The organism is Kocuria rosea (assembly GCF_023715525.1).
GTDB lineage: Bacteria > Actinomycetota > Actinomycetes > Actinomycetales > Micrococcaceae > Kocuria > Kocuria rosea_A.
Genome location: NZ_JAMBOG010000004.1, coordinates 142,745 through 154,547 on the forward strand (window position 1 = coordinate 142,745; position 11,803 = coordinate 154,547).

10 protein-coding genes and 1 tRNA gene are annotated in these 11,803 nt (G+C 73.2%); 2 read left to right on the forward strand and 9 right to left on the reverse strand.

Translation table 11 applies throughout. The annotated features are described in order from the left end of the window. Positions 1-66: 66 nt before the first annotated feature. The 3 genes from M3185_RS04240 to coaE form a co-directional block, all read right to left on the reverse strand. The gene (locus M3185_RS04240) at positions 67-894 is read right to left on the reverse strand and encodes a DUF1206 domain-containing protein (protein ID WP_251332428.1); all 828 of its coding nucleotides are present in this window, start codon (positions 892-894) and stop codon (positions 67-69) included. A gap of 80 nt (positions 895-974) precedes the next feature. Next, positions 975-1,247, reverse strand: a complete 273-nt coding sequence (locus tag M3185_RS04245) for a hypothetical protein (RefSeq protein WP_251332429.1) — start codon at positions 1,245-1,247, stop codon at positions 975-977. A 76-nt stretch (positions 1,248-1,323) separates the two neighbouring features. Continuing rightward, positions 1,324-1,920 (reverse strand): dephospho-CoA kinase, encoded by a 597-nt coding sequence (gene coaE, locus M3185_RS04250; protein ID WP_251332430.1) that lies wholly within the window; start codon positions 1,918-1,920, stop codon positions 1,324-1,326. A gap of 114 nt (positions 1,921-2,034) precedes the next feature. Here coaE and M3185_RS04255 point away from each other — a divergent pair, with 114 nt between their 5' ends. Beyond that, complete coding sequence (locus tag M3185_RS04255) at positions 2,035-2,742, forward strand: IMPACT family protein (RefSeq protein WP_251332431.1); 708 nt, start codon at positions 2,035-2,037, stop codon at positions 2,740-2,742. Positions 2,743-2,837: 95 nt separating this feature from the next. On the opposite strand, the gene rpsA is transcribed toward M3185_RS04255, so the two are convergent. The 4 genes from rpsA to M3185_RS04275 form a co-directional block, all read right to left on the reverse strand. Beyond that, positions 2,838-4,304, reverse strand: coding sequence for a 30S ribosomal protein S1 (gene rpsA / locus M3185_RS04260; protein WP_251332432.1), 1,467 nt, complete (start codon positions 4,302-4,304; stop codon positions 2,838-2,840). 172 nt (positions 4,305-4,476) lie between these two features. Then, positions 4,477-5,883: a GNAT family N-acetyltransferase gene (locus tag M3185_RS04265; RefSeq protein WP_251332433.1), complete on the reverse strand. Its 1,407-nt coding sequence runs from the start codon at positions 5,881-5,883 to the stop codon at positions 4,477-4,479. Positions 5,884-5,939: 56 nt separating this feature from the next. After that, the gene (gene polA, locus M3185_RS04270; protein WP_374238459.1) at positions 5,940-8,840 is read right to left on the reverse strand and encodes a DNA polymerase I; all 2,901 of its coding nucleotides are present in this window, start codon (positions 8,838-8,840) and stop codon (positions 5,940-5,942) included. A 53-nt stretch (positions 8,841-8,893) separates the two neighbouring features. After that, the gene (locus M3185_RS04275; RefSeq protein ID WP_251332503.1) at positions 8,894-9,469 is read right to left on the reverse strand and encodes an ANTAR domain-containing response regulator; all 576 of its coding nucleotides are present in this window, start codon (positions 9,467-9,469) and stop codon (positions 8,894-8,896) included. Positions 9,470-9,732: 263 nt separating this feature from the next. Between M3185_RS04275 and M3185_RS04280 the strand changes: the two genes are divergently transcribed. Next, positions 9,733-9,814, forward strand: a tRNA-Leu gene (locus M3185_RS04280). A gap of 39 nt (positions 9,815-9,853) precedes the next feature. Here the strand turns inward: M3185_RS04280 and M3185_RS04285 are convergent. Continuing rightward, on the reverse strand, positions 9,854-10,309 hold the full coding sequence (locus M3185_RS04285; RefSeq protein ID WP_251332435.1) for a PaaI family thioesterase: 456 nt from the start codon (positions 10,307-10,309) through the stop codon (positions 9,854-9,856). A gap of 14 nt (positions 10,310-10,323) precedes the next feature. Then, entirely contained in the window at positions 10,324-11,802 is a 1,479-nt protein-coding gene (pyk, locus tag M3185_RS04290; RefSeq protein WP_251332436.1) for a pyruvate kinase, read from the reverse strand. Between the last annotated feature and the right edge of the window lies 1 nt (position 11,803).

Consider the following 11,803-nt stretch of genomic DNA (forward strand, 5'->3'; position numbering starts at 1 on the left):
GGTGGACGCGGCGCTCGCGGAGCTCCGGGCGGTGGTGGGACCGGCCCGCGCGGCGCGGCCGGGGGCTCACATGCGCTGGTACTTCGCCCGGACCACCATGAACAGCCCGTAGCAGATCAGCCCCACGGCGACCGCGCCGAGCATCCACACGCCGTAGGGCTGCTGCTGCAGGGACTTCAGGGCTCCGTCGAGCCCGGTCGACTCCTGCGGGTCGTGCTGCACCGTGGCCACGACGACGAGCGCTCCGAGCAGCCCCAGGGCGATGCCCTTCGCGACGTAGCCGGCCTTGCCGAGGTTCTTCACGGCGGTGCCCGCCCGGCCCGGGGGCAGGCGCTGGAGGTTCTTCAGGAACGTGGCGGTCACCCCGCGGTAGACGAAGTAGCCACCACCCACGAGGATCCCCGCGCCGACGGCGATCAGCAGCGCCGCGCCCCCGGGGTTCGCCATGAGCCGCGCGGTGAGCGAGCCCGCGGACCCGCTGCTGCTGCTGGTGCCGCCGAGCGCGTGGACGCCGAAGGTCGCACCGACCGCACCGTACACCACGGCCTGCCCGCCCTCCTTCAGCACCTGCTTGGCGCGGTCCTTGCCCCCGTGCCGCCGCCCGCTGACGACCGCCTTGCTCAGCAGGAACAGCGCGAGCGCCGCGCAGCCGAGGAAGCACGCCCACAGCAGGAGGCCGCCGCCCGGGGTCCTGGCCAGCTGGGCGACCGCGCCGCTCTGGTCGGCGGAGCCGGAGCCGCCGGAGGCGATGCGCAGGGCGATCACCCCGATCATGAGGTGGAGCAGCCCGGACGCGGCGTAGCCGGCCCGTGCGGCGGCCACGAACCCGGGCGAGTCCGTGACGCTCTCGGCGGCGTCCGCCGCCCTCCCGACCTCTCGACCGACCTCGCCCATGACGCCTCCCGGGTGTGTGGGACCATCCTCCCACTCCCCTGCGCCGGCGTCACGGGCCAGAAGTGTGGTCGGCGGGAGGCTCAGTTGCGCTCGGTGCCGGTGGGAGGAGACTCCGGCGAGTCGTCCCGGTGGTAGAGGTACTCGTTGCCGTGCTCGTCCTTCTCCACGACGAAGTGCTCCTGGACCTGCGCGTACCACTGCTCGGCCCGGCGGACGTGCTGTTCTCCCGAGACGTCGAGGTCGCTGCGCTCCGCCGCCCCGTAGATCCGGAGCGCGAGGTCGTTGAGCCGGTCGACGATGCGGTAGCCCGAGGACGGCTGGTCGTCCTCCGAGGTGTGCTTCTGCTTCGACATGGCGTCCCCCTGGTGCCCTGTGATCGAGGACACCATTTTACCGCCGCGGGCACCCGGAGGCACAGTGCCGGGCGGCTCAGCGGCGCGGCTCGACCTCCGCGGCCCACCACGCGTCGACGCGCTCGCGCAGGTCCTCCACGGTGCCGTCGTTGACGAGCACCGTGGAGGAGACCGCGGCGCGCTGGTCGTCGGTGGCCTGCGCCGCGATCCGGGCGCGGGCGTCGGCCTCGGCCATGCCCCGGTCCTCGACCATCCGCCGGACCCGCTCCCGCTCGGGCGCCTGGACGGTGAGCACCAGGTCGAACCGCCCGTGCTGACCGGTCTCCACGAGCAGCGGGATGTCCTCGACGAGCACGGCGTCCTCCCCCGCCGCGGCGGCCAGCCGTTCGGCCTCCCGGCGCACGAGCGGGTGGACGAGCGCGTTGAGCCGGGCGCGGGCCTCCGGGTCCGCGAACACGAGCGCCCCGAGGGCGGGCCGGTCCAGCCGTCCCTCGGCGGTGAGCACGCCGGGGCCGAACTCGGCGACGATGCCCGCCAGGCCCGGCTGCCCCGGCTCCTGCAGCGCCCGGGCGATGGCGTCGGCGTCGACCACCGTGGCCCCGAGCTCGGCGAGCCGCCGGGAGACCGTGGATTTGCCCGAGGCGATGCCGCCCGTGAGTCCGATCGTCAGCATGGGGCCATGCTATGCGCACCGGCCGGTCCCGCCCGGACCCCGGGCGCCGTGGCCGCCCGTCACCGCTCGCCGGAGCCGGCGTCGAAGGCCCGGGCCCGCCCTAGAGTGGGAGCCATGGACCCCGACCCCCGGCTCAGCCGCGCCACCCGCTACACGACGCTCGCCGCCGGCACCGAGGCGGTCGCGGACCTGGAGATCAGGCGCTCCCGGTTCCTCGCGGTGCTCCGCCGGGCGGGCACCGAGGCCGAGGCCCGTGCGCTGGTCGACGAGCTGCGGCGGCGCCACCACGACGCCCGCCACCACTGCTCGGCGTTCGTGCTGGGCCCCGACCGCGACGCCCAGCGCTCCTCCGACGACGGCGAGCCCGCGGGCACCGCCGGGATCCCCATGCTCGAGGCGCTCGTGCTGCGCCGCACCGGCACCGACGACCACGGCCGCGACGTCACGGACCTCTCCGACGTGAGCGCGGTGGTGGTCCGGTGGTTCGGCGGGACCCTGCTGGGGGCGGGCGGGCTCGTCCGGGCCTACTCCGAGGCCGTCTCCCGGGCCCTCGAGGGCGCACACCTGGTGACCCGGCAGCGGATGCGCCGCTACCGGCTGCCCGTCTCCCACGCGGACGCCGGGCGGGTCGAGAACGAGCTGCGCGTCGCCGGCACCACCGTCCTGGGCACCGACTACGGGCCGGCCGGGGCCGAGCTCGGCCTGGCCCTGCCCGACGACGACGACGCGGCCGCCGCGCTGGCCGCCCGGGTCGCGTCCGTCACCGCCGGCGCGGCACGCCTGCGCCCGGACGGCGTTGACTGGGTGGACCTGCCCCGCTGATCCGCGCCGCGCGGACGACGACGGCCCCCACCCGGTCGGGTGGGGGCCGTCGTCGTCAGTGCAGTGCGGAACTGCCTACCGGGTGCTCAGAGGGCTCAGGCGCCGGTGAGCTTCTCGCGCAGCGCGGCCAGGGCCTCGTCGGAGGCCAGGGTGCCGGCGTCGGCGGCCGGGGCCTCGGAGGAGTAGCTGGTCGGAGCCGCGGACGAGGAGGAGGACGAGGTGGTGCCGCCGGCAGCGGCCTCGGCGTCCTCGGCCAGCGACTTGCGGACCTGCTCCTTGTGGGCCTCCCAGCGGGCCTGGGCGTCGGCGTACTGCTGCTCCCACGCGGCGCGCTTGTCCTCGTAGCCCTCGATCCACTCGTTGGTCTCGGGATCGAAGCCCTCGGGGTACTTGTAGTTGCCCTGCTCGTCGTACTCGGCGGCCATGCCGTACTGGGCCGGGTCGAACTCGGTGGAGTCCGGGTCCACGCCCTCGTTGGCCTGCTTGAGGGACAGCGAGATGCGGCGGCGGTCCAGGTCGATGTCGATGACCTTGACGAACAGCTCGTCGCCCACGGAGACGACCTGCTCGGCCATGTCCACGTGGCGCTGGGCCAGCTCGGAGATGTGCACCAGGCCCTCGATGCCGTCCTCGACGCGCACGAACGCACCGAAGGGCACCAGCTTGGTGACCTTGCCCGGCACGACCTGCCCGAGGGCGTGGGTGCGGGCGAACAGCTGCCACGGGTCCTCCTGGGTCGCCTTCAGCGACAGGGAGACGCGCTCGCGGTCCATGTCGACGTCCAGGACCTCGACGGTGACCTCCTGGCCGACCTCGACGACCTCGGACGGGTGGTCGATGTGCTTCCAGGACAGCTCGGAGACGTGCACCAGGCCGTCGACGCCGCCCAGGTCCACGAAGGCACCGAAGTTGACGATCGAGGAGACCGTGCCCGTGCGGACCTGGCCCTTCTCGAGCTTGTGCAGGAAGTTGGAGCGGACCTCGGACTGGGTCTGCTCGAGCCAGGCACGGCGGGACAGGACCACGTTGTTGCGGTTCTTGTCCAGCTCGATGATCTTCGCCTCGATCTGCTGGCCGATGTACGGCGCGAGGTCGCGCACGCGGCGCATCTCGACGAGGGAGGCGGGCAGGAAGCCGCGGAGGCCGATGTCGAGGATGAGGCCGCCCTTGACGACCTCGATGACGGTGCCGGTGACGACGCCGTCGTCCTCCTTGATCTTCTCGATGTCGCCCCAGGCGCGCTCGTACTGAGCCCGCTTCTTGGACAGGATCAGGCGGCCTTCCTTGTCCTCCTTGGTGAGGACCAGAGCCTCGACCTCATCACCCACGGTCACGACCTCGTCCGGGTCGACATCGTGCTTGATGGAGAGCTCGCGGGACGGGATGACGCCCTCGGTCTTGTAGCCGATGTCGAGAAGGACCTCGTCGCGGTCGACCTTGACGACGGTGCCCTCGACGAGGTCGCCGTCGTTGAAGTACTTGATGGTCGCGTCGACGGCGGCGAGGAACTCCTCCTCGGATCCGATGTCGTTGACGGCGACCTGCGGGGTGGTGGTGGTCATGTAGTAGGGGCTCCGATGTGGATAGTTTTTGATCAGTCGGAACGGAGAATGTCCGGCCGGACCGCGGCCGTTCCGAAGGATTGCTGGACAGGGCGCGTGCAGAACACGCACCCGGTAAGTGTACGGACGGGACAAAACCGGGTCAACACGCGTGCGCCCGCCCGGGGTGCGCTCAGAACTGTGTCACGCCGTAGGGCGCCGTGGGGGTCTCCATGAAGTCCTGCAGGTCCCGCAGCGCGTCGTCGTCGCGGGCGACGATCAGCCCGGCCTGCGCCAGGGTGCTCGCCTTGACCGCGCCGAGGTAGAGGGAGCCCAGCACGTCCGCGCGCATCGCGACGTCGGCCCCCTCCGGCAGCTCCACGGCGGGCACCGACCGCCCGGCGGCGTCGTCGGGGGTGCGGGGGCGGTCGGCCACCCGCTCCACCACGGGCCGCCCGCTCGTGGTGTCGAGGGCCCAGATCCCGTCGGCGTAGCCCATCGCGTCCACGAGCGAGAGCACGATCCGCCCGCGGGGGGTGTACGGGCGGGCCTCGAGCGCGGCGGCGGGGTCGAGGACGCGCAGCCAGATCTTGTCGAACTCGGCCGTGACCCGGTACTTGGCGCGGTCGACCATGGCCCACACGAGCGGGTCCTCGACGGGGGCGCGGCCGAAGCGGACCTGGTCCACGAGGTCCAGGGAGGTCACGAACTCCCACAGCGCGATCGACACGTCGGGGCTCGCCCCGACCAGGTCGAGCACGGTCAGCGTCAGCGGGTAGGACGTGTTGGCCTCGAACCGGTAGGTCACGTAGCCGTCGGGTGCCATGGCGTCGTCGTAGTGCACCGCGCAGCGGACCTCCGGGTCCGACTTCTGCGCGTTGATGGCGTACTCCCCCGTGTACTCCCGCCAGTGGTAGGAGACGCGGCTGACCGACCCGTGCGACGTCTCGTGGAAGCGCTGGAACAGCCGCGGCGCGAGCGCCCGCACGGCCTCGTGGTCGGCCATCTCCACGCTGCCCACGGTGGGGGCCTTGAGCTGCAGCCGGGTGGTGGCGTCCACCTGGACCTCCCGGTTGAAGGTCGCCGCCCCGAAGCCGAACCGCCCGTAGATCGTGGCCTCGGTCGCGGTCAGCAGCGCCACCGGGTAGCCGTCCTGCCGGGCGCGGTCGAGGTCCGCGGTCATCAGCCGGCGCAGCAGCCCCCGCCGGCTGTGCGTGGGCCGGACCGTGACCTCGGAGATCAGCCGGGCGGGCAGCAGCCGGCCGCGGCCCACGTTGAGGGAGCCCTCCCACGAGGCGAACGTGGCCACGGGCCGGTGCGTGGGCAGCGCCGCGGCCGGGACCGCGCGGGGGTAGGCCCCCCGCAGCCGCACCTGCTCGGCGTGCATCCACGCCAAGGTGTGCTCGAGGGTCTCCTCGGTGGGCTCCGACTGGTGGAAGCCCTGCCGGATGGCCCGCACCCACTCCGCGGCGGCCCGGTTGTGCGCGAGCCCGCCGGGGCCGACCCCGAATTGCGCGAACGTGTAGTCGTGCCCGCCGGCCGAGCAGGACCCGGTCACCGTGCCGGGCGCGGTCGGTGCGGTGCTGGGCTGCTCGTCCATGGGGTTCCCTCGTTCGTCGGTCGGTCGCGGCGCCGGGGCCCGGGGCCCGGGGCAGGTCAGTGCGCGGCCTCGTGCCAGGAGCGGCCCGCGCCCACGTTGACCTCGAGCGGCACGGTCAGCTCGGCCGCCCCGCCCATCTCCTCGCGCAGCACCCGCTCCACGGGCTCCCGCTCCCCGGCGGCCACCTCGACCACGAGCTCGTCGTGGACCTGCAGCAGCACGCGCGAGCCCAGGGACTCCTCACGGAAGCGGCGGTCGACGCCGAGCATGGCCTTCTTGATGATGTCCGCGGCCGAGCCCTGGATCGGGGCGTTGAGGGCGGCCCGCTCCGCCACCGAGCGCAGCTGGCGGTTGTCGCTGGAGAGCTCCGGCAGGTACCGGCGGCGGCCGTCGATGGTGGCGGTGTAGCCGTTGCGGCGGGCCTCCTCCACGACCCCGCGCAGGTAGTCGCGCACCGCGCCGAAGCGGGTGAAGTAGTCGCTCATCAGCGTGCGGGCCTCGTCCACCGGGATCCCCAGCTGCCGGGACAGCCCGAAGGAGCTCAGCCCGTAGACCAGGCCGTAGCTCATGGCCTTGACCTTGGAGCGCATCTCGGAGGTGACCTCCTGCGGGGCGACGCCGAAGATCTTGGCGCCCACGAACCGGTGCAGGTCCTCCCCGTGGCGGAAGGCCTCGATGAGCGCCTCGTCCCCGGACAGGTGCGCCATGATGCGCATCTCGATCTGGGAGTAGTCGGCGGTCAGCAGCCCCTCGTAGCGCCGCCCCTCCGCCGGGGCGCCCACCACGAACAGGGCGCGGATCCGCCGCCCCTCCTCCGTGCGCACGGGGATGTTCTGCAGGTTGGGGTTGGTGGAGGACAGCCGGCCGGTCGCGGCGACGTTCTGCATGTAGGTGGTGTGCACCCGCCCGTCCTCGGCGATGGCCTTCTGCAGCCCCTCGACCGTCTGGCGCAGCTTGTTGGCGTCGCGGTACGCGAGCAGGTTCGCGAGGAAGCGGTGGCCCCGGGAGTCGGGGTCGGTGCGCAGCAGCAGCTCGGCCACGGCGTCGGCGTCGGTGGTGTAGCCGGACTTGATCTTCTTGGTCCTCGGCAGGCCCAGCTCCTCGAACATCACCTGCTGCAGCTGCTTGGTGGAGCCGAGGTTGATCGGCTCGCCGATCTGGGCGAGCGCCTGCTCCTTGGCCTGCTCGATCACCCGGGCGAAGTCGTCGAGCAGCGTCTGGACCCCCTCGGCGTCCACGGCGATGCCGGCGAGCTCCATCCGGCCCAGCACGGCGGCCAGCGGCAGCTCGAGGTCCTCGAGCAGGGAGGTCTGCTGCGTCTCCGCCAGCTTGGCCAGCAGGTGCTCGGAGAGCTGGACGGTGGCGACCGCCAGCTCCGCCTCCCACCGCAGCGCGGCCGGGGCGGGCCAGGAGGGGCCCTCCAGGGACAGCTCCTGCTGGCCGTCCGCCGGCGGGGCCTCCGCCGCCGGGGGCGCCACCGCGAGGCCCAGCTGGTCCTCGAGCAGGGCCGCGAGCTCGTAGCCGCGGCGCGCCGGCTGCAGCAGGTACGCCGAGAGCTGCGGGTCGTCGACGACGCCCTCCAGCCGCAGCCCGCGCACGGCCAGGGACTTCCAGACGTCCTTGAGCCCGACCACGACCTTGGCGCGCCCGGCGTCCGCGAGCCAGCGCTCCAGCGCGGCCTCGAGCGCGGCGTCCGCGGCCGAGAGGTCCAGGAACGCGGCGGACGGGGCCTGTCCGCCGCGGGCCAGGACCACCCCGGACAGCTCGCGGGCGCCGGGGACCAGGGCGTCGTCGTCACGGTGCAGGGCGCGCAGGACGACCGGGCCCTGCTCGGCGGCCAGCCACTGCTCCAGCTCCTCGGCGGTGCCGGGGCGCTGCACCTCCCCCAGGCCGAGGTCGGCGGGGGCCGCGCTCGCCTCCTCCGGGCGGCCGAACGCGTCGAAGACCCGCCCGCGCAGGCCCTCGCCGAACTCCAGGTCGTCGAAGACCTCCCCCACGGCCTCGGCGTCGGGCACGGGCAGGGTCGCGTCGGCGAGCTCGATCCCCAGGTCGAGGTCGGTCACCAGGCGGTTGAGCCGGCGGTTGCGCTCGACGTCCGCGCGGTGCTCCCGCAGCGCCTCGCCCTTCTTGCCCTTGATGCTGTCCGCGTGCCCCAGCAGCGAGGCGACGTCCCCGTAGGCGAGGATCCACTTGGCCGCGAAGCCGGCCCCGACGCCCGGCACGCCCGGGAGGTTGTCGGCCTGCTCGCCGGTGAGCGCGGCGAGGTCCGGGTAGTGCCGCGGCGGGACCTTGTACTTGTCCACCACGGCGGCGGCGTCCATGTGCTTGAGGTCGGACGGGGTGCGTCCCGGGTAGACGACGGTGACGTGCTCGTCGATCATCTGGAAGGCGTCCCGGTCCCCGGAGAAGACGAGGACCTCGAAGTCCTGCTCCGCCCCGCGGCGGGCCAGGGTGGCCAGGACGTCGTCGGCCTCGTGGCCCTCCGCGGTGACCACCGGCACCCCGAGGGCGTCGAGGATCCGCCGGATCTGCGGGATCTGCCCCTGGAACGCCTCGGGCGTCTCGTCGCGCCCGCCCTTGTAGTCCGCGTACTCCTGCGAGCGCAGGGTGGGACCGGCCAGGTCGAAGGACACCACCAGGTGCGTGGGGCGCTGCTCGCGCACGAGCTTCACCAGCGTGTTGAGGAATCCGTAGACGGCCTCGGTGTGCCGGCCGTCGGAGGTCACGAACGCCGGGCCGCCGCCGTACTCCGCGGCCCGGGACAGGGCGAAGAACGCGCGGAAGGCCAGGGAGTGGCCGTCGACCAGCAGCAGCTTCCGCTCGGGCCGGGAGACCGGCCGGGGGATCTCGACGTCGACCGGGCTGCCGGTCTCCGTCCCGACGGTCACGGTGCGGACGGCGGTCTCGGGGCTCGCGTCGGTCTGCGTCTGCTGCGTCGTTGTGCTCACGGACCCCATCCTAGGGCCCGTCCCGGACGCCCGCGGGGCAGGCCCGGCTCAGGAGGCCCGGTTCAGGAGACCTGGTTGATGATGGCCTCGGCGACCTCGCGCATGGACAGCCGCCGGTCCATCGAGGTCTTCTGGATCCAGCGGAACGCCTCGGGCTCCGTCAGGCCCATCTTGGTGGTGAGCAGGGACTTCGCCCGCTCCACGAGCTTGCGGGTCGCGAACTGCTCCTTCATGTCGGAGACCTCCCGCTCGAGGGCGGTGATCTCCTCGAACCGGGAGATGGCGATCTCGATGGCGGGGACGACGTCGTCGACCGTGAAGGGCTTGACCACGTAGGCCATGGCCCCCGCCTCGCGGGCCCGCTCGACGAGCTCGCGCTGGCTGAAGGCCGTGAGCAGCACGACCGGGGCGATCCGCTCCGAGGCGATCTGCTCGGCCGCGGTGATCCCGTCCAGGACGGGCATCTTCACGTCCATCAGCACGAGGTCCGGGCGGTGCTCGCGGGCCAGCTCGACGGCGCGCTGGCCGTTGTCGGCCTCCGCGACGACGTCGTAGCCCGCCTCGCCGAGCATCTCGACGATGTCCAGGCGGATCAGGGCCTCGTCCTCGGCGACCACCACGCGCCGCGCCCGGCGCAGGGCGGAGCCGGCGGCCTCCGCGGGGGCGGTGCCGCCCCGGACCTCGGTGTCCTCCGCCGGGGAGGGGTTCGGCTGCTCCGTCACGCTGACTCCTTGACTGGTGGAACCACGGGTCCCCGCGGCGGGGTGGGCCGCGGGGGGTCGGCACGCGCGCGCCGGTGCCCGGCACCGCGCGCCCCGTCCGTGGTCCCAGCCTATAACTGTTGTACAGTGGTCGAGCGCAGGAGCCGCCCCGTCCGTCCCGACGTGGACTGCGACCAGCGGCCCAAGTGGCGGAATTGGCAGACGCGCCGCACTCAAAATGCGGTTCTTCACGGAGTGTGGGTTCGAGTCCCACCTTGGGCACGAGCACCCCGGACCCCGGTCCGGGGTTTTTCCGTGCCCTCAGCCCGCCGGGCGCTCCCGGACGAGGTTCGTCACCCGTGCCGTGGACAGCCGCCAGCCGGCGTCGTCGGTCACGACGACCTCGTGCACGGTCAGGGTCGAGCCCAGGTGCAGCGCGGTGCACGTGCCCGTCACCGTGCCGGCGGCGACCCCGCGCTGGTGCGTCGCGTTGATGTCCACGCCCACGGCGTAGCGCGCCGGGCCGGCGTGCACGCTCGCCGCCGTGGAGGCGAGCGTCTCCGCGAGCACGCAGTGCGCTCCCCCGTGCAGGAGCCCGCCGGGCTGGGTGTTGGGCTCCACGGGCATGGTCGCGACCGCCCGCCCGGGCGTGAGCTCCGTGAACCGGATGCCCATCGCCCGGGCGAGCCCGCCGATCCCGTGGCCGGGGAAGCTCGCGTGCAGCTCCTCGGGCACGCCGTGCTCGCGCAGCTCCCGCGCGTGCTCCTCCGGGGTCATGCCCGCACCGCCGCTCAGGCCTCGCGCCAGGGGCCGACCCGTTCGCGGCGGCCCTGCTGGTCGATGAGCTCCCCGGCGTCGGCGAGGTCCCCGACCCGGTGGACCTTCACGAGGTTGGTGGTCCCGGCCACCCCGGGGGGCGAGCCGGCGCAGATCACGACCATGTCGTCCTTGCCGGCCAGGCCCCTCTCCTGCAGGTGGCGGTCCACCTGCCGGGTCATCTCGTCGGTGTGGTTGACCTTCGCCACCTGGATCGGCTGCACCCCCCACAGCAGGGCCATCAGCGCCAGCACCACCGGCTCCGGGGTGAAGGCCAGGATCGGGTGCGCCGGGCGCAGCCGCGACAGCCGGCGGGCGGAGTCCCCGGACTGGGTGAAGGTGCAGATGTAGCTCACATCCAGCTGCCGGGCGATCGTCACCGCCGCCCGGGTCACCGCCCCCCCGCGGGTGCGCGGCTCGGTGCCCAGCCCCGGGACCCGCTCCAGGGCCTGGGACTCGGTGGCCTCGATGATCCGCGCCATCGTCTCGACGGTCTCGATCGGGTACTTGCCCACCGAGGTCTCCCCCGAGAGCATCACCGCGTCGGCCCCGTCGAGCACCGCGTTGGCGCAGTCGGAGGCCTCCGCCCGGGTCGGGCGGGGGTTGTCGATCATCGACTCCAGCACCTGGGTGGCCACGATCACCGGCTTGGCCCAGCGCCGGGCGAGCTCGATCGCGCGCTTCTGCACGATCGGCACCTGCTCCAGCGGCAGCTCCACCCCCAGGTCCCCGCGGGCGACCATGATCCCGTCGAAGGCGTCGATGATCTCGTGCAGAGCATCCACCGCCTGGGGCTTCTCGATCTTGGCGATCACCGGCAGGCGCTGGCCCTCCTCGTCCATGATCTCGTGCACCCGCACGATGTCGGCCGCATCGCGCACGAAGGACAGGGCGATCAGGTCCACCCCGCGGCGGATCGCCCAGCGCAGGTCCTCCTCGTCCTTCTCCGACAGCGCCGGCACGCTCACGGCCACCCCGGGCAGGTTGATGCCCTTGTTGTTGGACACCGGCCCGCCCACCACCACCTCGGTGGTCACGGTGGTGTCGGACACGGCGGTGGCGACCAGGGCGACCTTGCCGTCGTCGATCAGCAGCGGGTCCCCCACCCGCACGTCCCCGGGCAGGCCCTTGTGGGTCGTGGAGCAGATCTCCTGAGTTCCCTCGACGTCCTCGATGGTGATGGAGAACACGTCCCCGGGGGCCAGCTGGTGCGGGCCGTCGGCGAAGCGGCCCAGCCGGATCTTCGGCCCCTGCAGGTCGGCCAGCACCGCCACCGTGCGGCCCAGCTCCGCCGCCGCCCGGCGCAGGTTCTCGTAAGAGGCGTCGTGGACCGTGTGGTCGCCGTGGCTCATGTTCAGCCGGGCCACGTTCACCCCGGCGCGGATCGCCCGGGAGAGGTTCTCGTAGGAGGAGATGGCCGGACCGATCGTGGCCACGATCTTCGCTCGTCGCATG

Coding starts and splice junctions, on each gene's coding strand:
- M3185_RS04265 (WP_251332433.1), bottom strand. CDS start 5,883: ATGGACGAGCAGCCCAGCACCGCACCGACCGCGCCCGGCACGGTGACC.
- M3185_RS04255 (WP_251332431.1), top strand. CDS start 2,035: ATGGACCCCGACCCCCGGCTCAGCCGCGCCACCCGCTACACGACGCTC.
- M3185_RS04285 (WP_251332435.1), bottom strand. CDS start 10,309: ATGACCCCGGAGGAGCACGCGCGGGAGCTGCGCGAGCACGGCGTGCCC.
- rpsA (WP_251332432.1), bottom strand. CDS start 4,304: ATGACCACCACCACCCCGCAGGTCGCCGTCAACGACATCGGATCCGAG.
- M3185_RS04245 (WP_251332429.1), bottom strand. CDS start 1,247: ATGTCGAAGCAGAAGCACACCTCGGAGGACGACCAGCCGTCCTCGGGC.
- pyk (WP_251332436.1), bottom strand. CDS start 11,802: ATGCGACGAGCGAAGATCGTGGCCACGATCGGTCCGGCCATCTCCTCC.
- coaE (WP_251332430.1), bottom strand. CDS start 1,920: ATGCTGACGATCGGACTCACGGGCGGCATCGCCTCGGGCAAATCCACG.
- M3185_RS04240 (WP_251332428.1), bottom strand. CDS start 894: ATGGGCGAGGTCGGTCGAGAGGTCGGGAGGGCGGCGGACGCCGCCGAG.
- polA (WP_374238459.1), bottom strand. CDS start 8,840: ATGGGGTCCGTGAGCACAACGACGCAGCAGACGCAGACCGACGCGAGC.